This window comes from Pseudomonas sp. NFACC16-2 (assembly GCF_900119205.1).
GTDB lineage: Bacteria > Pseudomonadota > Gammaproteobacteria > Pseudomonadales > Pseudomonadaceae > Aquipseudomonas > Aquipseudomonas fluorescens_Q.
In genome coordinates, this window is record NZ_FPIX01000033.1 from 1 (window position 1) to 23,270 (window position 23,270).

Sequence of the window (23,270 nt, forward strand, 5' to 3'; positions counted from 1 at the left end):
AGCCGCGCAGGCCCTGAAGCAGGCTGCTTCCAGTGCCCGTAACGACAAGAGCTTTATTGGCGCCAGTCACCGCGCCAGACTGGCCCGCATGGATACCTCATGCGCGATCAAAGCTACCGCCCATCAACTGGCCCGGTTGATCTACGCCATGCTGACCAAAGGACAGCCGTATGTGGAAAAAGGCATAGAGGAGTTTGAGGCCCAAAGTCGTAATCGCCAAATTAGAGCCTTGCAACGCAAGGCTACTAAGTTGGGTATGAGGGTGGTCGATGCAGCTTAAAAGCTTTTTAAAAACAGAGGGTTGTATTTTGTTTGATGAGAGCTTGCTCCCGCTGGCGTGCGAAGCAGGCCCCGGCGGTCCTTCAGGCCGACTGTATCAGCCGGTTTTGCGACTGCTGCGCAGCCGAGCGGGAGCAAGCTCCCTCGCCACAGGGTGGTTGTCTGGCTTGATTGCGCTGTTGATCACTCCGCCAACAACACCGCCGCATCGAAGCCCACCCGCAAATTGCCCCAATGACGGCCGCCGAAGAAGAACGGTACGTCGATCTCGGTCATGATTTCCCCGGTATCGCGCAGATAGGTCTGGAGCAGGAAACGCTGGACGTTGCTCGCCGCACGCAGGCCGATCGGGTCGTTGAAGATTCGCTTGTTGCGGCACACCGGCAAATCCACCGCCCGGTCGCCGGTCGGCGGCTTGGAGACCCAGCTGTTGTTCACCGGGCAGTAGCCCTTGCTGTCGACAATGAACGAAACCTTGCCACCCGGCGTGCTGCGGGTGAGTTTGTCGCATTCCTCCTGGCAGACCTGGGCAAAGCGTTCGGTGTAGCTGGTCATGTACTGCTTGGGGTCGGTGCCGGGAATCGGTTGGTAGTTCTGATCGAACAGGTTCAGGCCTTCACCTTGCAGCGCCTCCAGGCGAACCTGGAGCGTGTCGCGGCACTCGCTGGCGCGGGTGATGGCGGCGTCCAGCTTGCCGTGGCCGAGCACGAACCGACCCAGCAACGCCTGGACCTTTTCGGCCACGCCGGACAGGTCGCGGGTGGCCGTTGCCGAATGCTGCATACGTTGGTCGATCAACTGGCTGTCGGCGTGGATCTGAGTGACTCGGTCGTTGATCCCCGTGTTGCTGTCGGCGAACTGCTGGATATGGGTCGCGATGTCCGCCAGCTTGCCGTTGGTGGATTCGAAGTCGCCGATCATGCTTTCAAAATGGCCGGAGGCGCGCTCCACCACTTTCTGGGTTTCCCGGGCGCTGTGGCTGATCTGGGTAGTCTGTTCGTGGGTTGAGCTGACTTCCTCGAGCATGGCGTCGATGTTGCGTGAGATGTCATCGGTGGCCCGGCTGACGTTTTGTGCCAGGGTCCGCACTTCATCGGCGACCACCGCGAAGCCCCGACCGCTTTCGCCGGCCCGGGCGGCTTCGATGGCGGCATTGAGGGCCAGCAGGTTGGTCTGGGCAGAGATCTGCTGGATCAACCCGACAATCGACTTGATGCTTGAGGAACGCTGGTTCAAGGCGCTTACCAGCGTGGCAAATTCACCGAGGCTGCTGGAGATTTCGCTGATGTTGCCGGTCACTTCCAGCAGCTCGGCGTAGGAGTCGCGGGCCATGCTCAGGTTCTGGGCAGTGGTGCTGGAAATGCCCTGGGTCTGGCGCGAGACTTCTTCGATACGGCCCACGGCGGTGTTGCTTTGGTCCATGACTTCCTTGGCGAAGCGTGCCTGGTGGGTGGCACTGTCGCTGGAGTCGCTGATGTTCTTCAACGAACGCGCCGATTCGACGGCGATGTGTACGGTCAGAGCCTGGACGTTGCTGATGATCTCCCGCTGCTTGGCCAGGAAACGGTTGCAAGTGCCGGCCAGCACGCGGATTTCGTCGTGAGTCACCAGCGGCAGGTCCTTGGACAGGTCACCTTCGCCGTTGGCGATCTCTTCCAGGGCCTTGGTCATGGCGGTGACGGGGCGCACGATGAGGTGACGGAAATACCAGACCATGAAGCTGATCATGCACAGCGTCAGGAACGCGCCGAAGAGCAGGGCATGGGTGAGGCTGTCGAGCCGACCTTCGATCTGCCCAAGCAACGCGCTGTCCAACTGCGCATTGCGCAACTGCAGCACGATCTCGGCGCGGGCGCTGAGGGCCACCCAGTACAGCAAGCCACTGACCAGCACCAACAGGAAAAGGCTCGATAGTTTTTTGGTGAGGGTATCGAAAAACTGCATCTCGATAGACTCGTACAAGGCCTTTAACGTCTGCATGCCGCTGCTCCTGGGCAAAAAAATCTCTCAATGGAATACATTCGACCGCGCACGCCAAAGCTTTAGGGTGGCAGGGCGATTTGATATCACCGTTCGCGAAATCTGTGGGAGCGAGTTTGCTCGCGATGGCAATGAGGCTATTGCATTGATGTTGGATGCACCGCCGCTATTGTGAACAAGCCCGCTTCTACAAGGGTTTGCGGCAATCATCATTTGATACAAAAGATTTACTGGGAATGATTCTCAAAGTATATTTGCTCTCATTAACGTCCCTTCCATGAGTGCGCGTCTTGAAACGTTCCACCCCCCTCGCTAATCGCAACGTCTTTATCAAGTGTGTGTTACCAACGCTGTCCTGCTGTTTCATAGCGAGCCCATTGTGGGCACAGGACGCTCTCGAACTGCCGGCCACGGACATCCAGGGCAGTCGCGTCACTCAGGACGAGGGCTATACGACGTCGCAAGCCAGCACGGCGAGCAAGAGCGATGTACCGATCAAGGAAGAAGCGCAATCGATCAACGTGGTGACCCAGCAGACCCTGGCCGACTATCAGGTGCGCTCGCTGAACGACGCGATGAAGTTCGTCAGCGGCGTCAGCCAGGGCAACACCCTGGGCGGCTCGAGGGACTCGCTGGTCAAGCGCGGGTTCGGCACCAACGACGACGGCTCGATCCTGCGCGACGGCGTGCGTTCGAACCTGGGCCACAACTTCAGCGCCACCACCGACCGCGTCGAAGTGCTCAAGGGCCCGGCCTCGATGTTGTACGGCGCGCTGGAGCCCGGCGGCCTGGTCAACGTCATCAGCAAGAAACCGGAATACACGCAAAGCACCACCTTAAGCGGCTCGGCCTACAGCGAAGGCGGCGGCACCATGGCCTTGGACACCACCGGGCCATTGGGAGACACCGGCCTGGCCTATCGCTTGATTGCCGAACGTGGTCATGAGGACTACTGGCGCAACTATGGGGTCAACGAGAGCACGCTGGTGGCGCCGTCCCTGGCCTGGACGGGGGAGCGGGCTTCGTTGAATCTCAGCTATGAGTACAACGAATATTCCAATCCGTTTGATCGTGGGACGGTGTTCAGGAACGGGCATCCGGTGGATATCGACTATGACAAACGCCTGGATGAGCCTTGGGCCAAGAGTGTCGGCATTCGCGAAACGGCGACAGCGCGGTTTGAGTATGAGCTGAGCGAGGCGTGGAAAACGCGGGTCACCTATGGCTGGAACAATGATCGGTACAGTCTTTCGATTGCGCAGCCCGATGATTTGACGGGAAATCAACTGAGCAGAAAATCCAACGGCGCTCATTACGATGACGAAACGCGCTACGCCAGTTGGGACTTCATCGGCAAGCAGGAGTTGTTCGGCCAGCGCCATGACCTGTTGGTTGGCGTCGATAATCAAGTGTCCGATCAGTTTCGTGGCAAGACCTACCGTGGGGATGCGCAAGGAGGGTTCGACATCACTGCGCCGGTTTATGGTGGGCTGACAGAACCCAGCAAGTTGAATGCAAAACAGAGCAACCTGAGTAACCAACTGACCTCCAGCTCCATTTATCTCAAGGACAACTGGCACCTGGATGATCGCTGGATACTGGTCTTCGGTGGTCGCTACCAGCATTACGACCAATTCGCTGAACAAGGCATGATCAAGCGAGAGGGGGTTCGCGACGATAATGGCGACGCCTTCGTTCCATTCCTGGGATTGGTCTATAAAGCTGCCGATACCCTGTCTCTTTATGGTAATTACAGCCGGTCATTCAAGCCCAACGATACCGTCGACGACAACCTCAGCACCTTCAAGCCGGAAGAAGGGCGTAGCTACGAAGTGGGTGCCAAATACGACCCGATGCCTGGGCTGAATATCAACCTCGCCTTGTTCGATATCGTCAAAAAGAACGTAGTAACAACCACTGTGGTCGGCGGAAAGAACATCGCAGAAGCCGCTGGCAAGGTGGGTTCCCAAGGCCTGGAGCTCGACATCACTGGCCGCCTGGCCGACCGCTGGGATCTGATCGGCACATACGCTTATACCCATACGGAAATACTTGATGACCCTAAGAACGAAGGCCACCGCCTCTCCGACGCGCCTAAACACACCGCCAGCCTCTACCTGTCCCACCACCTGAACGTACCCGCCGAATTCGGTGCCTGGCATGCGGGGGCCGGCGCTCGTTACGTCGGCGAACGCGCCGCCAACAACGCCAACGATTTCTGGCTGAGCAGCTACACCGTCGCCGACGCCTTCCTGCGCTGGGAGTCGCCGGTGCTGGGGCACAAGACTTCGCTGCAACTGAACGTCGACAATCTGTTCGACAAGCAGTACTACCCGTCCTCCACTGGGAGCCAGTTGCAGGTCAATGTCGGCGAGCCGCGTACTGCCAAGCTGAGCGCCAGCGTGACGTTCTGATTCGGCTGCGCTGAAACACAAAAATGCCCGGGACCTGCGTTCCGGGCATTTTTGTATGGCCGTCAGCGGCTAAGCCGCCGTGCTGCCAACGGGCGTCTGCATGACGCCGTCTTTAACGCCCGCCCTGAGAGCATGACGAAGTTTCAGCGCCGGTCTTTCGACCGCGTAGTAAGACACGCCGCTCATCGCTAACGACAGCACCAGCACCACCGTGATGATCAGGATGCTGTACTCCACCGGCCAGAATGCGCGCAACACGTATATCACCACAAAATGGTTGAGGAACACGCCGTAGCTGATATTTCCCAGGAACTCATCCAGCCGGTGATGCTTCAACCTGCTGAGCAGAAACACCGTCGGCAGGCCCAGGGCGATACCCAGGGTCACCTCGGCGGTTAAAGGCCGGCGGGGGATGATCCCCACGATAATGGTGAGGAACATCAAGGCTGCAACAGCGATGGTGATTGATGCGATCCATAGCCCCTTGGCCTGGGCCCGATACAGATAGCTGCCGCAGAGGAAAATGAACAGCACGCCCGGCAGCAGGCGGTAGCCGTAGATGTCGGTGTCGAGGTAACCCAGCGAGGCTACCATGAACACCGTTACGGACAGCGCAAAGGCGATACCCCGCATCCTGTAGAGAATCAGGAACGGGATCAACAGGTAAAAGCACATTTCCAGACCCAAGGACCAAGCGGGTGGCAGGATCTCGGGCACGGTGATGCCGAACATGTAAAAGCCCAGCGGCACGATCGGCAGGCTGGTGGCGATGTTTTCGAGCGTCAGCGCGGCCGCCGGGGGCGTTCCCGGCAGAAGGAAATGGATGACCGCGCAGGACAGGACGAAGTACACCAGAAACTGTGGGTACAGCCTTAGCAATCGATCCATGTAGAACAGGCGGATTTGGCCGGGGGTGTTGTAGGTCCTCTCGATCAGCGAGGTCATCACGAAGCCGCTGATGATCAGAAAGGACACCACGGCAACAGCGCCGGGGTTAATACCCATGAACGTCACGCCCATATGAGAAACGGCCACGAGCACGGCCAGCAGCAACCGATAAGCTCCCACGCGCATCATCCTTAAACAAATTGCGCGATAAGTTATGTGGCTTTGCGAGCCGTTAATAGTGGTTTGCGGGGCGGCGGCGGGGTAGTGGGGATAATTGGCAGATTTGACACTATTGTTTCAGGTGGATGCCTATCGCGAGCCTGCTCGCGATGACGAACGCCTCAGCGAAACGCCGACACCACTTGCTGTCCACGGGATGAACAGGGGGGCGCAACACCATCAATTGCGGACGCGGCACATCAGAATGGTTGTCCGGGGCCGCCTGGAAGGAGACCGAAGGCAACCTGCCCGCGACCTTGAGGGAAGTGGTCTACGCTTCGTGCACAGGCATGTGATTGTTTCGGGTCACCCGCGACAGGTCCCGAGGACGTAGGCCTTTGGAAATCGCCAATGGTTCGATCACCGCCCCCTCTTCGATGAGCTGAGGTGAACGGCTGGCTGCTTCAAGCTGGGGCGACGGTATGAATCCGTGCATTTTCCTGCAACGTTGCAGTGCGTTCAGGTTTTCACTGCTTGGGGTTGAGCGCGGCGCGTGAGGGGTTAGCCGTGGATGAATGAGTAAAAACTTCCCTCTTGTGGGGCACGGCTGTCCCATTCCACTCGCTCAAGAGCCTTTCAAGCCCCGTTCGAGAGAAAAGGGCGCCCGCATTTATGGTCGTTAATGTCGCCAGATCGAAAAATAATTTCGCCTTTTTGGGGTTTTGCAATACTTCTTCTATCCAGTACGTGACACCGTCACGCTTAGGCACACCCTTTGCTAAGGATTGAAAACCCGGCCTTTCAGGCCAGGACACACCATCCATCAAGAGCAACAGAGGGCAATCCCAAGACCGCACTCAATCAAGCAGGGTTTAAAGCAAGGCAAGGCCGAACCGTCGGAATGACGAAGTGATAAGAAATGCCGTGTAGAACGCGGCTGGGAGTTGGCTATGCCCCACGCTTTTTTTAATGAAATGTATGACGCCCAGGGTGACTGCCGCCCGCATTACCAAGCCTTCTCGCGCTGGCTGGCGGACACCCCGCTTGAACTGCTTGAACAACGCCGCCGCGAAGCCGACCTGCTGTTCCATCGAGCCGGCATCACCTTCACTCTCTATGGGGACGAGCAGGGCACCGAGCGCCTGATCCCCTTCGATATCATTCCCCGCAGCATCAAGGCCAGCGAATGGCAGATGGTCGAGCGTGGCTGCATTCAGCGGGTCCAGGCCCTGAACATGTTCCTGGCCGACATCTACCATGGGCAGCACATCCTCAAGGAAGGCATCATCCCGCCCGAGCAGGTGCTCGCCAACGAGGGCTACCAGATCGCGATGCAGGGCCTGAACTTGCACCGGGGCATCTACGCCCATATCGCCGGTGTCGACCTGGTTCGCGACGGTGACGGCAGCTACTACGTGCTGGAAGACAACCTGCGTACCCCCAGCGGCGTGAGCTACATGCTCGAAGACCGCAAGATGATGATGCGCCTGTTCCCCGAGCTCTTCGCCGCCCAGCGCGTGGCCCCCATCGATCATTACCCGAACCTGCTGCTCGACACCCTCAAAAGCTCAAGCCCCCTCGAGAACCCCACCGCCGTGGTGCTGACCCCGGGGCGCTTCAACAGTGCCTATTTCGAGCACGCGTTCCTGGCCCGTGAAATGGGCGTGGAACTGGTGGAGGGGGCCGACCTGTTCGTGCGGGACGACCATGTGTACATGCGCACCACCGCCGGCCCACGACAGGTGGACGTGATTTATCGTCGCCTTGACGATGCCTACCTCGACCCGCTGTCGTTCAACCCCGATTCGATGTTGGGCGTGCCTGGGCTGATCGCCGTTTACCGCGCGGGCAATGTGGTGCTGGCGAACGCGGTCGGCACCGGCGTGGCCGATGACAAGTCGATCTACCCCTACGTCGACGAGATGATCCGCTTCTACCTTACCGAAGAGCCGATTCTGAAAAACGTGCCCACCTGGCAGTGTCGCAAGCCCCAGGACCTGTCCCATGTGCTGGCCAACCTGCCGGATCTGGTGGTCAAGGAAACCCAGGGCTCCGGCGGCTACGGCATGCTGGTCGGGCCGGCCGCCAGCGCGGCGGAGATCGAAGACTTCCGCGCGCGCCTCAAGGCTCGTCCCGAAGCCTACATCGCCCAGCCCACCTTGAGTCTGTCCACGTGTCCAACCTTTGTCGAGAGCGGCATCGCACCGCGCCACATCGACCTGCGTCCGTTCGTACTGTCGGGCAAGGAAACGCGCCTGGTGCCTGGCGGGCTGACCCGCGTGGCGCTGCGCGAAGGCTCGCTGGTGGTGAACTCGTCCCAGGGCGGTGGCACCAAAGACACTTGGGTAGTGGAGGACTAAGACATGCTTTCAAGAACTGCTTCGGACCTCTATTGGATGTCCCGCTACCTGGAGCGCGCCGAGAACCTGGCGCGCATGCTCGAAGTCAGCTATTCGCTGTCGCTGATGCCCCAGGCCGGGCGCAGCGATGGCCATGCGGAGCTGGCGATGTCGCTGCTGGCGGCCGGTACGCTGGACGACTACAACGCCCGTTATGACGCACTCAACACCGAGCGCATGCTGCATTTCTTCGCGCTGGATGAAACCAACCCCGGCAGTATCTACAGTTGCCTGCGGGCCGCGCGGACCAATGCCCATGCCGTGCGCGGGCGCATCACCGCCGACATGTGGGAGAACATCAACGCCACCTGGCTGGAAATGCGCAACATCGCCAGCAACGGCCTGGGCCGCTACGGCATCAGCCATTTCTGCGAGTGGGTCAAGGAGCGTTCGCACCTGTTTCGTGGCGCGACGTCGGGCACCATCATGCGCAACGATGCCTACTGTTTCATTCGCCTGGGGACCTTCATCGAACGGGCCGACAACACCCTGCGCCTGCTGGATGCGCGCTATGAAATGTTCGGCGAGGAATCGGAGGAGGTCAGCGACAACTCGGCCCGTGGTTATTACCAGTGGAGTGCCTTGTTGCGTGCGCTGTCTTCGTTCGAGGCGTTCAACGAAATCTACCGCAATGCGCCCAATGCCGAGCAGGTTTCCGAGATGTTGCTGCTGCGCGCTGACGTCCCGCGCTCGCTGCATGCCTGCATCGAGGAGCTGGACCACATTCTCGCCAGCCTGCCGGGCAACAACGGTCGGCCAGCGCAACGCCTGGCCGCCGAACTGAATGCACGCCTGCGTTATTCGGGGATCGATGAGATCCTGGCGTCGGGCCTGCATCAATGGTTGACCGACTTGATCGGGCAGATCCGCCACTTGGGCCAGACCGTCCATGAGTCTTACCTGGAGGTCGTATGAAACTGTCCATACGCCACGACACGACCTACAGCTACGCCGATGAAGTCTGCACCAGCATCCAGTTCCTGCGCCTGACGCCCCGGGACACTCAGCGCCAGCGTATCCTGCAATGGCACCTGGAACTGCCGCGACTGGTACGTAGCCAGCTTGATCCCTATGGCAACATCTTGCATGTGATGACCATGGACGAGCCCCACGGTGCCTTGATCCTGACAGCTTATGGCGAGGTGGAAATCCATCAGTCCATCGCGATGGAACCGGACAACCAGTCGCCGCTGCCTTTTCTGCGCACCAGTCGCCTGACCCAGGCGGATGAGACCCTCAGCGCCTTCGCCGTCGAGCAATGCGCCGGTCGGCGTGATCGTTCGGCCTTGACCGATCTGATGAACGGTTTGGCGGCGCGGATGCCCTACAGCCCTGGCACGACGGCGGTCAACAGCACGGCCGCCGAGGCGTTTGCCGGTGGGACGGGGGTTTGCCAGGACCATACCCACGCGTTCCTGGCCTGCGCTCGTAGCCTGGGCATTCCTGCGCGCTATGTTTCCGGGTATTTGTGCACCGAAGATGAAAGCCACCTGGCGAGCCACGCCTGGGCGGAGGCCTGGCTGGATGATGGCTGGTACAGCTTCGACGTGACCAACCGCCTGACCCTTCCAGACCGCCATCTGAAACTGGCGGTCGGCCTGGACTACCTCGACGCCTGCCCGGTACGCGGCATGCGCCGGGGTGGCGGGGCGGAACAGATGCAGGCGCGGGTGCAGGTGAGTTCGATGGTGCAGGTGCAGCACCAATAGCCTGCGGAGCCTGGCGGCCTCATCGCGAGCAGGCTCGCTTCCACAGGAGATTGACGGTGGACGTCATTGTCGTGAACACCCGAGAACCTGTTGTGGGAGCGACCCGGTCGCGATAAGGCCGGTACTCATTGCCCCGGACCGTCTGTGGCGAGGGAGCTTGCTCCCGCTGGGCTGCGCAGCGGCCCCCAAGGTATTTTCCTGACACACTGAGTCGGCAGGTCCCGGGGCCGCTTCGCGCCCCAACGGGAGCAAGCTCCCTCGCCACAGGGGGTTCGCTGTCGCCCATCACAGGGTTGAACACTCCCACAAGATTTCACTCCCTTCTTGCCCTCCAAAATGAAGCTTTCATGACAAAAGTTCGGTAGCACATCGCCATTCCCGTCATGCCAGTGTGACGTGTTCAAGGGGACCTTTCAGGTCGTTTTGGAGCCGGGGCGCGAAGCCGGGAGTGAGGCGATGGGGACTATGGAACGTTATTCGAAAGTGGGCATGCAGGAGCTTGACCAGCGGCTGTCGAAGATCGTCGAGGCGGCGCGCAAGCAGCCGGTTTCGGTGTATCGCTACGGCGCGCCGTGGGTCTGGATTGTTTCCCAGGATGACTGGCAGGGCGCGCTCAAGGAAGTGTCCAGCTACATTCCGCAAGGCCATTCACTGGTCTTGCTGCGTCCGCAGATCGACGACCTGCTGGATGACCATCGCGATGTGTTGCAGGGGCTCAATGCCAGCGCCCAGATGCTGATCGCACCGCAAACCGCCATGCATATCCTCCTGCTGCAGCTGCTCTATTCGGTGCCCAGCGAACAGCAACTCTACGAACAACTCAACTACAACCTGCTGTTTCGCTGGTTCGTCGGCCTGGACCTGAACCAGAAGGTCTGGAGCTTCAACGTCCTGAGCAAAGACCTCGCCACACTGCTGGGCGACGCGCGGGCAGTGCGGCTCATCCAGAAAATCATCGGTGAAGTGTTCTGTGGCGCCTTGCTGCAAATGCCGGAGTTCTCCTTGAACTTCGCGCTTTTGCACACCTGGCTGGCCCGGCACGCCACGACATCGACCGCAAGCAATTGAGCCGTACTTTGAATTCAGGGGGTGGTGTGGAGCATTTCTTCAAATCGCGGCCGGCGCTGTGGGGCTGGTTGCTGCTGGCGGTCGGGGGGCCGGCGGCAATCGCTGCAGAAGGAGGGCAGGAGGCCGAAGCGGCACCGACGCGCCTGGTAGACGTGAACGAGTATTTCGTGCGAGGCAACACCGTGCTCGATGCCCGGGCCATCGAGGAAGCAGTGTACCCGTTCCTCGGCCCGCAAAAGGCCTTGAGCGACATCGAGGGCGCCCGGGAAGCCTTGCAGAAGGCTTATCAGGCCCGGGGGTATCAATCGGTGTTCGTCGAACTGCCAGAGCAGAAAGTGGAAGATGGCATCGTCTACCTGCAAGTCAGCGAGACCAAGATTGGCCGGGTGCGGGTGGTGGGGGCCAAGCATTATTCCCCGGTCGAAATCCGTGATGACGTGCCAGCGCTCAAGGAAGGCGAGGTGCCCGATTTCGCCCAGGTCCAGGCTGAACTGGCGCTGCTTAATAAAACCCCGGGGCGCCAGGTCATGCCGCTGGTGCGCGAAGGCCAGCGCCCCGGCACCATGGACGTGGATTTGCAAGTCGAAGACCAGGACCCCTGGCAGGCCAGCCTGGGGGTGAACAACGACTACAGCGCCGACACCGAGAAACTGCGCACCGTTGCCAGCCTGGGTTACAACAACCTTTGGCAACTGGGCCACAGCGTTTCGCTGACCTTCTTCACGGCGCCCCAGGACACCGAGAATGCCAAGGTCTGGTCGGGTTCCTACACCGCGCCGTTGAGCGAACGCTGGAGCGTGCAGTTCTCTGGTTATCAGTCCGACAGCAACGTGGCGACCGTCGGCGGTAGCAACGTGTTGGGCAAAGGCCATTCCTACGGGGTGTCGGCGATCTACAGCCTGCCCTCCAGCGGAGCGTGGGCCAACAGTTTTTCCGTCGGGGTCGATTTCAAGGATTTCGAGGAGGAGCTCAACCTCGGCGGCGCCAGCGACAAGGCACCGCTCAAGTACGCGCCGTTCACCTTCGCCTACAACGGCTTTCGCTACACCGAAACCAGCCAGCTGGGCCTCGGCCTGAGCCTGGTGGCGGGTACCCGCAGTCTGCTGGGCTACGGCAGCTCCGACGAAGAATTCGACTACAAGCGCTATCGCGCCAGCCCCAGCTTCGCCGTGCTCAAGGGCGACGGCAATTACACCTTCACCTTCGCCAATGATTGGCAGACTGCCTCCAAGGCCGCCTTCCAGCTCGCCTCCGGGCCACTGGTTTCCAACGAACAATTCTCTGCCGGTGGCGCGACCTCGGTACGCGGCTACCTGGCCGCCGAGCGCACCGGGGACGACGGTTACCTGCTGTCCCAGGAGCTGCGCACACCGTCCCTCGCCAAATTCCTCGGCAGCTACGTCCAGGAGTGGCGCTTCTATGCCTTCGCCGAAGGCGCGCAGTTGTACCTGCGTGACGAACTGCCCGACCAGGAAGCCGACTACAGCCTCGCCAGCGTCGGCCTCGGCACCCGCGCAAGCCTGAGCAAATGGCTGTCCGGCAGCCTCGATTGGGGCTATCCGCTGCTCGAAGGGCCGAACACCTCGAAACAGGAATCGCGCCTGCACTTCAACCTGCAAGCGACGTTTTGAACCCAGGAGTCATGTCCATGCAACGCTTATTGTTATCCCTGTTTATCTGCCTGGGGCTGGTGCTTCCGGCGACCGCCAACGCCTGGTGGCAGGACGACTGGCACTATCGCAAACAGATTTCGGTGGACACCACGCCACAGGGCGCGGCCATCGCCCAGGCGCTGGGTCGCACGGCGTTGCTGGTGCGCCTGCACACCGGCAACTTCACCTTCGACGGGGTCAAGGACGACGGCTCGGACCTGCGTTTCGTCAGTGCCGACGACAAGACCGTGCTCAATCACCAGATCGAAAGCTTCGACCCGCTGATGGGCATGGCGCTGATCTGGGTCGATGTGCCCAACGTGGAGGGCGGTCAGCGCCAGGACGTGTGGATGTATTACGGCAACCAGAAGGCGCCAGCCACAGGCAGCGGCCAGTTGACCTTCGACCCGGACTACACCGCGTTGTACCACTTTGAAGGCGCCACCGGTGTACCGCCCCGGGATACCACGGCCTACGGCAACAATGCCCAGGGCGCAGCCGGTGTCAGCATCGACGGCGTGATCGGGCATGCCCTGCAGTTCAACGGCCAGCCGCTACTGTTGCCCGCCAGCCCTTCGTTGCAACACAGTGCCGGTGCGGCGTTCACCTTCAGTACCTGGCTGCGTCAGGACCAGGCCAGTGGCGAACAGATCATCCTGGCCCGTCGCGAAGCCACCACCAGCCTGTTGATTGGCGTGAACCAGGGGGTGCCGTTCGTTGCGATCAATGACCAGCGTGCGGTCTCGACCCAGCCGCTGAATCCTGGCCAGTGGCAGCACCTGGCGTTGACCGCCTCGGGCGACCGGGTCGTGCTCTACGTCAACGGGCGTGAAACCGCGAGCCTGGCGGTGGCGATGCCCGCGTTCAACTCGCCGATGGCCTTGGGCGCAGACGTGTCCGCCGGTGCCTTCGCGCCATTTGGTGGGGCCATGGACGAAGCGCGCCTGTCCAAGGTCGCCCGTCCGGCGCCACTGTTGTTGGCCGACGCCAATGCCCAGGGCGCCGAGTCGAAACTGGTGGCCTACGGGGTCGATGAAGAGCAGTCTGGCTTCGGTTTCGGCAGCCTGGGTTTCCTGCTCAACGCCGTGCCGATGGACGCCTGGGTGATCATCGGGGTGCTGGTGCTGATGATGTTCCAGTCGTGGATCATCATGATCCGCAAGAACCGCATGATCAGCCGTCTCAGCGCGGCCAACGAAGCCTTCCGTGAACAATTCGCCAGGATCGGCACACGCCTGGAGATGTTCGCCGACGACCAGGACCTCGCCCAGCGCCTGCAACATTCATCGCTGTGGCGCTTGTACCTGGTGGCCGTCAAGGAAATCCGCACTCGCCGTGAGCAGGGCGCTGACACTTCGTCGGTGTCGGCGGCCACCATCGAAGCGATCCGCTGTTCCATGGATGGCGTGCGCACCCGGGAAAACCAGCAGCTCAGCTCGAAGCTCTCGACCCTCTCCAACGCCATCGCCGGCGGCCCGTATATCGGCCTGCTTGGCACCGTGCTGGGGATCATGGTGGTATTCCTCGGCACGGCCATGGCCGGTGATGTGAACATCAACGCCATTGCCCCGGGCATGGCCGCGGCTTTGCTCGCCACGGCGATGGGGCTGTTCGTCGCGATCCCTGCACTGTTTGGCTACAACCGCCTGATCACCCGCAACAAGGAAGTCAGCGCCGACATGCGCGTGTTCGTCGACGAGTTCATCACGCGCCTGGCGGAGATGCACGGCGAAGGCCAGTCCGGTGAAGCGGCGCATCGCCGCAATCATCACGCCCCATCGTCCGTACCGGCCTGAGGAAATCGCCATGGCTAGCGTAAACGCCTCACATGATGACGACGATGATGATGCCGCAGTCGACAGCATCAACATCACACCGCTGGTGGATGTGCTCATGGTGGTGCTGGTGATGTTCATCCTCACGGCCACGGCCCAGGTGTCGGGTATCCAGATCAACCTGCCCAAGGCCAGTGCCTCGGTGTCGTTGTCCGAGGCCAAGACCAAGGCGATTTCGGTGAACGACGGCGGGCAGGTTTTCCTCGATGCCTATCCGGTGACCCTGGTCGAGCTGGAAGAGCGCCTGCGCATCGAAAAGGCCCAGAGCCCTGACTTCCCGGTGATCGTGCGCGGCGACGCGACGGTGCAGTACCAGAAAGTCATTGAAGTGCTGGATCTGTTGCGGCGTCTGGAACTGTCCCAGGTCGGTCTGGTGACCGGCAAACCGAGCCAGGGCTGATCATGACCGCCAGACTCCCCATCGATCCGCCCCCGGTGAAGACTTCGCCGCTGCGCCTGCTCAAGTGGGCCGTTGGCCTGGTGCTCGTCGCCGTGGCGGCCTGGCTGCTGTGGCAGTGGGCCAACGACATGAGTGGCGTGCGCCGTGAAGCACCGAAGGTGCCGACCATCATCCCGTTGCCGCCTCCGCCCCCACCACCGCCAGAGAAACCCAAGGAGCCGGAACCTCAGGTCGAGGAGAAGGTGGTCGAGCCAGAACCGACTCCGGAGCCTGAAGAGGTCAAGCCCGAGGAAGAGGCGCCACCGTCGCCAGTCGATGACCTGGCGAATCCGATGCAGATGGACGGCGATGCCCAATCCGGCAATGACGCCTTCAACATCGGTGCCGGCAAGGGTGGTGGCATGGCCGGGGCCGGGGGCGGACGCCTCGGCAATGGCACTTACAGCCAGTTCCTGGCGTTCACCTTCCAGCGCTTGCTGCGGGAGAACCCCGACCTGCGCAGTCTGGCGTTCTCGCTGCAGGCCGATGTCTGGCTCAGTGCCGTGGGCGAAATCACTCGGGTCGAGCTGGTCAAGTCCAGCGGCAACCCGCAAGTGGACGAACAAGTGATTTCCGCCCTGCGTGCCGCACCCCATTTGAGTGAACGGCCACCGGCCTCCCTGACTTTACCCGTGCGCCTGTCCTTGCAGGGACGGCGGCCGGGTTAACCGACTATTTGAAAGTTTGCCAACAGGAGTTGTGTGCAGATGATTTCCAATGTGAATCGATTATCGTGGGCGATCGGCCTGATCGTTCTGGGCCTGTCCGGGCACGCGTTGGCCGCCCCGGCGCCTTCGGAAAACGCCACGATCAATCTGATCCGCCTGCTGGTGCAGCAGGGCGTATTGAAGCAGGACCAGGCCGACGGCCTGATTGCCCAGGCCGAACGGGAAGCCGTGCAGGCCCGCCAAGCCGCCACGGCAGTCGCCGCGACGCCGGCCGGTGCGCCGGGGGACGTGCGGGTGCAATACGTGCCGAACATTGTGCGTGAGCAGATTCGCGACCAGGTCAAGGCTGAAGTCATGGCCACCGCCAAGCAGGAAAACTGGGCCCAACCCAATACTTTCCCGGACTGGGTTTCGCGCATCAGTTTTGACGGCGACATTCGCCTGCGGGATGAGTCGCGCTATTACTCGGGCACCAACAGCAACGAAATCGTCGACTTCGCCCGGCTCAACGACAAGGGGCCCTACGACGTCAACCCCAACAGCAGCTCCAGCCTGCCGCCGTTGCTCAACACCCGTGAAGACCGCGAGAACCTGTTCCGCCTGCGCGCACGCCTGGGCATGAAGGCCGTGATTGCCCCGCAATGGACGGCGGGCATCCGCATCGGCACCGGCTCGGACAACAACCCGGTGTCCACCACTCAGACCCTCGGTGGTGGCTTTGGCAAGAAAGACATCTGGCTCGACCAGGGCTACCTGACCTGGAAGCCTTCGGACGAATTGACCCTCACCGGCGGGCGTTTCGCCAACCCGTTCTTCTCCACCGACCTGTTGTATTCCGGTGACCTGAACTTCGACGGTGTGGCGGCGAACTTCAACCACAAGCTCAATCAGGATTGGGGCGTGTTCGGTACTGTTGGCGCGTTCCCGGTGGAGTACACCAACGACACCAGCACCAGCAATGGCAGCGACAAGGAAGAGAGCGACAACAAGTGGCTGTACGGCGCGCAACTGGGGGCCAACTGGGCCATCAATGACAGCAACCGCATCAAGGGCGCGTTGGCCTATTACCGCTTCGACGACATCGAAGGCCAGCGCTCTTCGCCATGCCAGCCCTGGGCCGGTGATCCAGGCTGTGACAGCGACGGTTCGCGGATAGCGTTCATGCAGAAGGGCAACACCGTGTTCCTGTTGCGCGACATCACGCCCAACCCTCTCAACCCATCGACCACGCCACAGCCGCAATACGTCGGCCTGGCCTCGGAGTTCAACCTGCTGGACCTGAACGTCGCGTGGGATACCGATCTTCCCGAAGACCTGAAACTGCGCAGCCAGGCCCACTACGTCCACAACCTGGGCTACGACGAAGGCGAGATGCGCAAGCGCTCTGAGGGGCAGTTCGCCAACAACCTGGACAGCGATGGCGAGGTGGAAAGCGGCGCCAACGCCTGGATGCTCCAGTTCACCCTTGGCAACTCGCTGGAGCTCAAGCGCGAGGGCGACTGGAACCTGTTCGCCGGCTACAAGTACATCCAGCCCGATGCCTTGCCGGACGGCTTCAACGATTCGTCATTCCATCTGGGTGGCACCAACGCCAAGGGTTATTTCCTGGGCGGCAACTATGGCCTGGCGAGCAACGTTTTCGCCACCGGTCGCTGGTTGAGTTCCGAAGCGGTGTACGGCGCGCCGTACGACATCGATGTCTTGCAGCTTGAAATCAACACGCGCTTCTAAGCGCAGGGAGGCCTCATGAAAAGGCGAGCCAAATACCCATGCCCGGCCGCGTTATTGGTGCTGGGCCTGCTGCTCAGTGGCGTGGCTCATGGCGAAGGCCTGGAAGAGCGGCTGCGGGCACAACTGCGCAGCACCACCGCCCAGTTGCAGGCCCTGCAAAGCGAGCAGGCCCAGGCCAGCGCCGCTCGTCAGGCTGCCGAGAGCCAGGCCAGAGAAGCCCAGGCGCAGATCAAGCAATTGACCGCGCAATTGAGCAAGGCCCAGGCCCTGAATGAGCAACTGGCTGGGCATCAGCAAAACCTGCAAAGCCAGGCCCAGGCCCAGGTGGCGGCCAGCAACGAGCAAATTGGCAAGTTCAAGAAAGCCTACGACGAGCTGCTGGTCCTGGCCCGCGGCAAAGAGGCCGAGCGCGCTCGCCTGGAGGCGCAATTGACCGAGCGTGACACACAAGTGCAGCAATGTTCGGTCAAGAATCAGCAAATGTACGAAGTCGCCAAGGCGCTGCTGCATGCCTACGAAACCATTGATGTGACCGACATCATGAAGATCCGCCAGCCGTTCGCGGCCAAGGCCCGGGTGCGTTTCGAAGAGCTGGCCCAGGGGTTCGGCGATGATCTCTACAAGAACCGTTTCGATGCGCCACAGGCCTCGATCACTCACTGAACAGAACAAGGAAGAAGCGAACATGACCTCAATGATTGAATACGTTGGTGCAAAATCCCTGACCGAGTGGTTGCAGGCCGCGGGTTATCGGGTCAACGAAACCGAGCAGAACGGTATCGTGCAGCTGCTCAGTGCCAGCCAGGGCATCGGCTTTGCGGTGCGGTTGGGTAATCCTGCGCCGACAGCGGGCCAGTACCTGGACTTCACGTTCAGTTGTGCCTTGCGGGTACAGGGCGAGTTGCCAGTTGGGTTGGTGGCGTTGTGGAACGCCTCGCGTCGCTTTGCCCGGTTGTCGCTGCAGGGCGAATTCCTGGTGATGGAAATGGACGTCGTGGTTGCTGCGGGCGTGAGTGCCGATCATCTGCGCAGCCACCTGGAACTGTGGGATCGCCTGTTGCAGGAATTCATCGTCTACCTGCGTGAGTACAGCCAGAACGCGGCGCGCCTGCAAACCCCGGCCGAGCCCGTCGAAGCGCCATCGCAGGAGGCCGTCGCATCGTGAAAAAGCCGACCTTCGTCATCAGCGCCGCCGCGCTGGGGCTGATCGCCGTGGCGCTGGTGCTGGGCCTGCGGCCGGGCAGCGATCCGGTCGCCGCGGTGCAGACCGCCAGTGTTGTTTCGGCCGACACGCCGAGTTTGGCACGACTGGGCAACCAGCAGGTCAGCCCCGAAGAGCTCAAGACCTTGCTGGCCGCACTGGCCCCGGAGGTTCGCCAGCAAATGCGTGGCAATCGCGCTGCACTGGAAGGCTGGATCCGTGCGCGCCTGGCGGAAAAGGCCGTGTTGGAGCAGGCCGACGCCCAGGGTTGGCGCGAGCGGCCCGAGGTGCGGCGGCAGACGCGAGCGGCGGCTGAGCAGATCGTGTTTCGCGACTACATGCAGTCGGTCAGCCAGGTGCCGGACGGGTATCCCAGTGACGAAGAACTGAAGCAGGCTTACGACGCCGGGAAAGCCAACTGGACCGCACCAGCGTTGTACCGCGTCAGCCAGATTTTCCTGGCAGCCACCGAGCCGCAAACCGTAGAGGCGGTGCGCCGGCAAGCGCTGGAACTGAGTAAAAAGGCCCAGACGTCACCCGCCGAGTTTGCCGCCCTGGCCAGTCGTTTCTCCCAGGACCGCACCAGTGCCGAGCGCGGCGGTGACAGCGGTTACCAGCCGTTGCAGCAGTTGGTCCCGCCGGTGCGGGAGGCGGTGGCACGCCTGAAGGTCGGCGCGGTATCGGACCCGGTGCAGAGCCCGGCAGGGTTCCATGTCATCAAGCTCACCGATCAACAGCCGGCCCGGGAAGCGACCCTGGACGAAGTCCGCGATCGCCTGACCCAGGCCTTGCGTGCCCAGCGCCAGGAACAGATCGCCAAGGCCTACCTGGACGGTATGCTCGACACGGCCACATTGAGCATCGATGGCGCGCAGTTGAGCAAGGTGCTGGAGGAGGGGCTTTAGACCAGTACTTTGTTTGATGTGAACACCTTTGTGGCAAGAGGATTTCTTTGTGGCGAGGGGATTTTTGTGGCGAGGGGATTTATCCCCGTCGGGCTGCGTAGCAGCCCCATCAATATCCCTCAGTGTCAGACCTGATGGATTTCAAGCCAAGGGGGCCGCTTCGCGACCCACGGGGATAAATCCCCTCGCCACTTCGTACAACCGACAGGGAGTCACCCATGACCTTCACCGAGCCCGCAGGACGCCAGGCTGTCACCGCATACCGCACACCGTTGCGTGCCCCCGATCCCTGGCTGACATTGGCCGGCGGTATTGAACCGCAGGTGGCGCAGTGTTTCCTGGTCAGTGCCCGTTGCGGCTGCTTCATGCAAGCGGCCCGTAGCCTCAACGTCAAGGCAACCCTGCTGCGCAAGCAGTTGGCGCAGTTGGAGGCGCGGCTGCAACGCTCGTTGTTCAGCTTCCAAGGCAGCGCCTTGACCCTCACTCGCGAAGGCCGGCAGTTGCAGGCGCGATTGATTACTCTGGCCCACGAAAGCGCGCCGCCGTTGAACGAACAACCCATGATTCGCCTCGCCGTGGCCGAGTCGATTCTGCATGACATCCTGGGACGCGACCTGATCTCGTTGCTACGGCGCAATGCCCGCGTGCGACTGCAGATCATTACCCTGGACAGTGACCTGGCGCTGCAAGCCGTCAGCGCCGACCTGGTGCTGTGGTTGAGCGATGCCCACACGTTGGGGCAGGGGCCGAGTTTCGCCACGTTGCCTGCGGATCGCCTGGCGCGGCTGGACTATGTGCCGCACATTGCCAAGCGCTACTCCCGCTCAGCCACGCGCCCGGACTGCCTGGACGACCTGAACGATTACATGCTGGTGCAATGGCAGGCGGACCGACACGTGGACGGCTTCGCCCCGTGGAACGCCCTGATAGAACAACGCCGGGCCGGTGTGGTGCAGGTGCAATCCTACGAACTGATGCTGGAAATGATTCGCTGCAGCGCCTGCATCGGCCTGTTGCCGCAGTACATGAGCCGTTTCGACCGAGGCCTGGTGGCATTGCCGCAAGTGTTCGGCCTGTCGATGCAGCGGCACTTGTGGATGGCCGTCAATGTCCAGGCCGAAGGCTCGCCAGAGGTGCAGATGCTTCGTGAACTGATCCATCACACGCTGGATGAGCGTCGGGATTGGTTCCAGGCATAACCGAAAAAAAGTGTCTCGCCCTTGTGGGAGCGAGCTTGCTCGCGATAGCGGCGTCCAACTGAACCACCGCTCCCACAGGTTCCCCATAGCGCGTGGCGCGGCTTATAGTGATCGGCCTTGTCACGTCTCCAGGGAGGAGCCGCATGTCCGAATCGTCGATCACCCTCGTACGCTTCACTGAAATCCACATCGCCGGTGTCACCGCGCTCTACAACGACCCGGCGGTGACTCGCCAGGTGCTGCAGATGCCTTTCCAGTCCACCGAAGTCTGGCGCAAGCGCCTGGCAATGGACGACGAGCGCTTATTGAAACTGGTGGCCCTGCACGAGGGTGAAGTTGTCGGCAACCTGGGGCTGGAGCAGTTTTCCCGAGTGCGTCGTGCCCATTGCGGCAGCCTCGGCATGGGCGTGGCGGTCGCCTGGCAGGGCAAGGGTGTGGGCTCGATGTTGCTGGCCGCCGCGTTGGACGTTGCGGACAACTGGATGAACTTGCGGCGGGTCGAGTTGACGGTGTACGCCGACAACGAAGCGGCCATCGGGCTGTACCGCAAGTTTGGCTTCGAAACCGAAGGCCTGATGCGCGACTACGCCGTGCGTGACGGACGCTGGGTGGACACCCTGGCCATGGCACGGTTGCGCTGAAGGACCCAGCACGCAGGCAAAGAGGGCTTTTACGTACGCCTACGTCTTGAACCTGTCATCATCGCTCTTCGCAGCACTCCCTTAATCGAGGACCGGCCCATGGACGATGTACAGCAATTGGGCGAGATGCTTCGTCACTACGCCGACAGCGAAGCACACAAGAAACAATTGCACCAGGCCCAGTCGATGGTTTGGGCAGAGCAGATCAAGGCACTGTACGGGCAAATCGAGCAATGGCTGGCGCCTGTCATGTCGCTCGGTCTGCTGGAACTGAGCCGTGAGACGTATGTGGCGCACGGGCCGAGTGCGCCGGTAGAGACGTCCGCTTTCAAGACTGAAAAACTGACCTTGACCATTACCGGTAGACCGGTGGAATTCGTGCCGGAGGTGATGGGCGTAGGTGGGCTGATTTCTTTGTCGATCATTGGCCTCGCCGCTACCCGTCACGGCAGTATTTCCCTGGTTTGCCAACCACCGTCGGTGCAATGGCAATGGCGCCGGACCAACGGGTTGAAGGATCCCGACACGTTTGCGTTCGAGGCCAACTTCCTCGCACAACAGTTGCAGAGCCTGATACCGCGCGAGCGCGGCTGAATCGCGCATTCTTTTCAGAGCAGGCAAAAACCTGTCCATTGGCTATACCTGTAGTTCCGGCCCCGCCTCGTGTGGCTTACAGGAGTGACAGCATGAAGTTTTCGTCGATGATCGGCACTGTGTGCATTGCCTCGCTCGCCTTGGCGGGTTGCTCCAGCAAAGTCACACAGCCGGATGAGTACTCCGGCTTCCTGGGGGATTACAGTCGGCTCAAGGAAGAAAAGTCGCCGTCGGGGGCTGAGGTGATGCGTTGGGTCGATCCGAAGATCGACCCAGGCAAGTACACCAGTCTCTATATCGAGCCGACACAGCTTTACCCCAAGCCGCAGCCGACCGAGAAGATCCCTCAGGCGACGCTGTCGGGTATCACCGCCTACTACGATCAGGCCCTCAAGCGGGAAGCAGGAAAATCCTTGCCCCTGGCGACAGCGCCTGGGCCAGGTGTATTGGTGATGCGGGCGGCCATAACGGCTGTCGGCAGCAAGACCGAAGGCTTGAAACCTTATGAGGTGATCCCGATTGCGCTGGTGGCGGCCGCTGTCAGCACGGCAAGCGGTATTCGCGACCAGGAAACCACCCTGGGCACCGAAGCGGTTTTTCTCGACGGTGGCAACAACGCGGTGGTCGCCCAGGTGGTACGCAAGGGCACGGGCAAGCCGTTGTCCAACGAGTCCCAGGTGATGAAGCCCGATGACGTCAAAGGGGTCATCGATGGCTGGGCGTCGGATTTGCATCAGTCGTTTCTGAAATTCAAGGCTAAATAGCCACCGCCGCAACCTCACGCGCCGGCGTCCAAACCACGACTTTTTATGTCCAACCATAGGTCGCGCAAGCATTTCGTGGTTAACTCCGGCCTTCACCTTTTTCAAACCTGTCAGAAGGAATCCGTTCATGGCTCAAGTCACCCTCAAAGGCAACCCGGTCCAAGTCAACGGCCAGTTGCCACAAGCCGGTAGCAAGGCGCCAGCCTTTTCCCTGGTTGCCGGCAATCTGTCGGACGTTTCCCTGAAGGACTTCGCCGGCAAGCGTAAAGTGCTGAACATTTTCCCAAGTGTCGACACGCCGACCTGCGCCACCTCCGTGCGCAAGTTCAATGCCCAGGCCAACGGCCTGACCAACACTGTGGTGCTCTGCATCTCCGCCGATCTGCCGTTTGCCCAGGCGCGTTTCTGCGGCGCTGAAGGCCTGGAAAATGTCCAGAACCTGTCGACCCTGCGCGGTGCCGAGTTCATCCAGGACTACGGCGTGGCGATCGCCGATGGCCCGCTGAAAGGCCTGACCGCCCGTGCCGTGGTGGTGCTGGACGAAAACGACACCGTGCTGCACAGCGAGTTGGTCAAGGAAATCGGTGAAGAGCCGAACTACGACGCTGCGCTGGCCGTTCTGAAATAAAGTATTTATTACAATTGTTAACGGCCTGGCCCTGTCCAGGCCGTTTTCTTTTGTGCTTCAACGTCTTAGCTGACTATTCGAAAGGTAAGCCCAACGTAAATTGCCGGTAAAGGCGCT

At 61.1% G+C, this 23,270-nt stretch carries 20 protein-coding genes and 1 pseudogene; 19 read left to right on the top strand and 2 right to left on the bottom strand.

Going from position 1 to position 23,270, the window contains the following annotated elements; all coding sequences use genetic code 11:
* Positions 1 to 280, top strand: a pseudogene (locus tag BT116_RS22370) (IS110 family transposase); the annotation flags it as partial.
* A gap of 182 nt (positions 281 to 462) precedes the next feature.
* Here BT116_RS22370 and BT116_RS22375 read toward each other — a convergent pair.
* Positions 463 to 2,259, bottom strand: coding sequence for a methyl-accepting chemotaxis protein (locus tag BT116_RS22375; protein WP_072347170.1), 1,797 nt, complete (start codon positions 2,257 to 2,259; stop codon positions 463 to 465).
* A 290-nt stretch (positions 2,260 to 2,549) separates the two neighbouring features.
* Between BT116_RS22375 and BT116_RS22380 the strand changes: the two genes are divergently transcribed.
* Positions 2,550 to 4,673: a TonB-dependent siderophore receptor gene (locus BT116_RS22380; protein WP_072347171.1), complete on the top strand. Its 2,124-nt coding sequence runs from the start codon at positions 2,550 to 2,552 to the stop codon at positions 4,671 to 4,673.
* A gap of 69 nt (positions 4,674 to 4,742) precedes the next feature.
* On the opposite strand, the gene BT116_RS22385 is transcribed toward BT116_RS22380, so the two are convergent.
* Positions 4,743 to 5,750, bottom strand: a complete 1,008-nt coding sequence (locus tag BT116_RS22385) for an acyltransferase family protein (protein ID WP_170845977.1) — start codon at positions 5,748 to 5,750, stop codon at positions 4,743 to 4,745.
* A gap of 920 nt (positions 5,751 to 6,670) precedes the next feature.
* Here BT116_RS22385 and BT116_RS22390 point away from each other — a divergent pair.
* The 17 genes from BT116_RS22390 (at position 6,671) to tpx (ending at position 23,153) form a co-directional block, all read left to right on the top strand.
* Positions 6,671 to 8,080, top strand: a complete 1,410-nt coding sequence (locus tag BT116_RS22390) for a circularly permuted type 2 ATP-grasp protein (RefSeq protein ID WP_072347172.1) — start codon at positions 6,671 to 6,673, stop codon at positions 8,078 to 8,080.
* Between the two features lie 3 nt (positions 8,081 to 8,083).
* Positions 8,084 to 9,034 (top strand): alpha-E domain-containing protein, encoded by a 951-nt coding sequence (locus tag BT116_RS22395; RefSeq protein ID WP_003201699.1) that lies wholly within the window; start codon positions 8,084 to 8,086, stop codon positions 9,032 to 9,034.
* Entirely contained in the window at positions 9,031 to 9,828 is a 798-nt protein-coding gene (locus BT116_RS22400; RefSeq protein WP_072347173.1) for a transglutaminase family protein, read from the top strand. Before BT116_RS22395 ends, BT116_RS22400 begins: the two co-directional genes overlap by 4 nt.
* Positions 9,829 to 10,293: 465 nt before the next feature.
* Entirely contained in the window at positions 10,294 to 10,896 is a 603-nt protein-coding gene (locus BT116_RS31915; protein WP_072347174.1) for a transposase, read from the top strand.
* A 26-nt stretch (positions 10,897 to 10,922) separates the two neighbouring features.
* The gene (locus BT116_RS22410) at positions 10,923 to 12,527 is read left to right on the top strand and encodes a ShlB/FhaC/HecB family hemolysin secretion/activation protein (RefSeq protein WP_072347175.1); all 1,605 of its coding nucleotides are present in this window, start codon (positions 10,923 to 10,925) and stop codon (positions 12,525 to 12,527) included.
* Positions 12,528 to 12,544: 17 nt separating this feature from the next.
* Positions 12,545 to 14,344 (top strand): DUF2341 domain-containing protein, encoded by a 1,800-nt coding sequence (locus tag BT116_RS22415; protein ID WP_072347176.1) that lies wholly within the window; start codon positions 12,545 to 12,547, stop codon positions 14,342 to 14,344.
* A gap of 10 nt (positions 14,345 to 14,354) precedes the next feature.
* Entirely contained in the window at positions 14,355 to 14,783 is a 429-nt protein-coding gene (locus BT116_RS22420) for an ExbD/TolR family protein (protein ID WP_072347177.1), read from the top strand.
* A 2-nt stretch (positions 14,784 to 14,785) separates the two neighbouring features.
* Complete coding sequence (locus BT116_RS22425) at positions 14,786 to 15,490, top strand: energy transducer TonB family protein (RefSeq protein WP_072347178.1); 705 nt, start codon at positions 14,786 to 14,788, stop codon at positions 15,488 to 15,490.
* 39 nt (positions 15,491 to 15,529) lie between these two features.
* Positions 15,530 to 17,221, top strand: a complete 1,692-nt coding sequence (locus tag BT116_RS22430) for a putative porin (RefSeq protein ID WP_072347179.1) — start codon at positions 15,530 to 15,532, stop codon at positions 17,219 to 17,221.
* A 15-nt stretch (positions 17,222 to 17,236) separates the two neighbouring features.
* Positions 17,237 to 17,884, top strand: a complete 648-nt coding sequence (locus BT116_RS22435; protein WP_072347180.1) for a DNA repair protein — start codon at positions 17,237 to 17,239, stop codon at positions 17,882 to 17,884.
* A 22-nt stretch (positions 17,885 to 17,906) separates the two neighbouring features.
* Positions 17,907 to 18,386 (top strand): YbjN domain-containing protein, encoded by a 480-nt coding sequence (locus BT116_RS22440; RefSeq protein WP_072347181.1) that lies wholly within the window; start codon positions 17,907 to 17,909, stop codon positions 18,384 to 18,386.
* Positions 18,383 to 19,327 (top strand): peptidylprolyl isomerase, encoded by a 945-nt coding sequence (locus BT116_RS22445; protein WP_072347182.1) that lies wholly within the window; start codon positions 18,383 to 18,385, stop codon positions 19,325 to 19,327. Before BT116_RS22440 ends, BT116_RS22445 begins: the two co-directional genes overlap by 4 nt.
* Positions 19,328 to 19,545: 218 nt before the next feature.
* Positions 19,546 to 20,526, top strand: a complete 981-nt coding sequence (locus tag BT116_RS22450) for a LysR family transcriptional regulator (RefSeq protein ID WP_072347183.1) — start codon at positions 19,546 to 19,548, stop codon at positions 20,524 to 20,526.
* 143 nt (positions 20,527 to 20,669) lie between these two features.
* Positions 20,670 to 21,167, top strand: a complete 498-nt coding sequence (locus BT116_RS22455) for a GNAT family N-acetyltransferase (protein WP_072347184.1) — start codon at positions 20,670 to 20,672, stop codon at positions 21,165 to 21,167.
* Positions 21,168 to 21,266: 99 nt separating this feature from the next.
* Positions 21,267 to 21,761, top strand: coding sequence for a hypothetical protein (locus tag BT116_RS22460; protein WP_072347185.1), 495 nt, complete (start codon positions 21,267 to 21,269; stop codon positions 21,759 to 21,761).
* A 92-nt stretch (positions 21,762 to 21,853) separates the two neighbouring features.
* On the top strand, positions 21,854 to 22,525 hold the full coding sequence (locus BT116_RS22465; RefSeq protein WP_072347186.1) for a DUF3313 domain-containing protein: 672 nt from the start codon (positions 21,854 to 21,856) through the stop codon (positions 22,523 to 22,525).
* A gap of 127 nt (positions 22,526 to 22,652) precedes the next feature.
* On the top strand, positions 22,653 to 23,153 hold the full coding sequence (gene tpx / locus BT116_RS22470; RefSeq protein WP_013693326.1) for a thiol peroxidase: 501 nt from the start codon (positions 22,653 to 22,655) through the stop codon (positions 23,151 to 23,153).
* Positions 23,154 to 23,270 lie beyond the last annotated feature (117 nt).

Coding starts and splice junctions, on each gene's coding strand:
- BT116_RS22375 (WP_072347170.1), bottom strand. CDS start 2,259: ATGCAGACGTTAAAGGCCTTGTACGAGTCTATCGAGATGCAGTTTTTC.
- BT116_RS22385 (WP_170845977.1), bottom strand. CDS start 5,750: ATGATGCGCGTGGGAGCTTATCGGTTGCTGCTGGCCGTGCTCGTGGCC.
- BT116_RS22390 (WP_072347172.1), top strand. CDS start 6,671: ATGCCCCACGCTTTTTTTAATGAAATGTATGACGCCCAGGGTGACTGC.
- BT116_RS22395 (WP_003201699.1), top strand. CDS start 8,084: ATGCTTTCAAGAACTGCTTCGGACCTCTATTGGATGTCCCGCTACCTG.
- BT116_RS22400 (WP_072347173.1), top strand. CDS start 9,031: ATGAAACTGTCCATACGCCACGACACGACCTACAGCTACGCCGATGAA.
- BT116_RS31915 (WP_072347174.1), top strand. CDS start 10,294: ATGGAACGTTATTCGAAAGTGGGCATGCAGGAGCTTGACCAGCGGCTG.
- BT116_RS22415 (WP_072347176.1), top strand. CDS start 12,545: ATGCAACGCTTATTGTTATCCCTGTTTATCTGCCTGGGGCTGGTGCTT.
- BT116_RS22420 (WP_072347177.1), top strand. CDS start 14,355: ATGGCTAGCGTAAACGCCTCACATGATGACGACGATGATGATGCCGCA.
- BT116_RS22425 (WP_072347178.1), top strand. CDS start 14,786: ATGACCGCCAGACTCCCCATCGATCCGCCCCCGGTGAAGACTTCGCCG.
- BT116_RS22430 (WP_072347179.1), top strand. CDS start 15,530: ATGATTTCCAATGTGAATCGATTATCGTGGGCGATCGGCCTGATCGTT.
- BT116_RS22435 (WP_072347180.1), top strand. CDS start 17,237: ATGAAAAGGCGAGCCAAATACCCATGCCCGGCCGCGTTATTGGTGCTG.
- BT116_RS22440 (WP_072347181.1), top strand. CDS start 17,907: ATGACCTCAATGATTGAATACGTTGGTGCAAAATCCCTGACCGAGTGG.
- BT116_RS22450 (WP_072347183.1), top strand. CDS start 19,546: ATGACCTTCACCGAGCCCGCAGGACGCCAGGCTGTCACCGCATACCGC.
- BT116_RS22455 (WP_072347184.1), top strand. CDS start 20,670: ATGTCCGAATCGTCGATCACCCTCGTACGCTTCACTGAAATCCACATC.
- BT116_RS22460 (WP_072347185.1), top strand. CDS start 21,267: ATGGACGATGTACAGCAATTGGGCGAGATGCTTCGTCACTACGCCGAC.
- BT116_RS22465 (WP_072347186.1), top strand. CDS start 21,854: ATGAAGTTTTCGTCGATGATCGGCACTGTGTGCATTGCCTCGCTCGCC.
- tpx (WP_013693326.1), top strand. CDS start 22,653: ATGGCTCAAGTCACCCTCAAAGGCAACCCGGTCCAAGTCAACGGCCAG.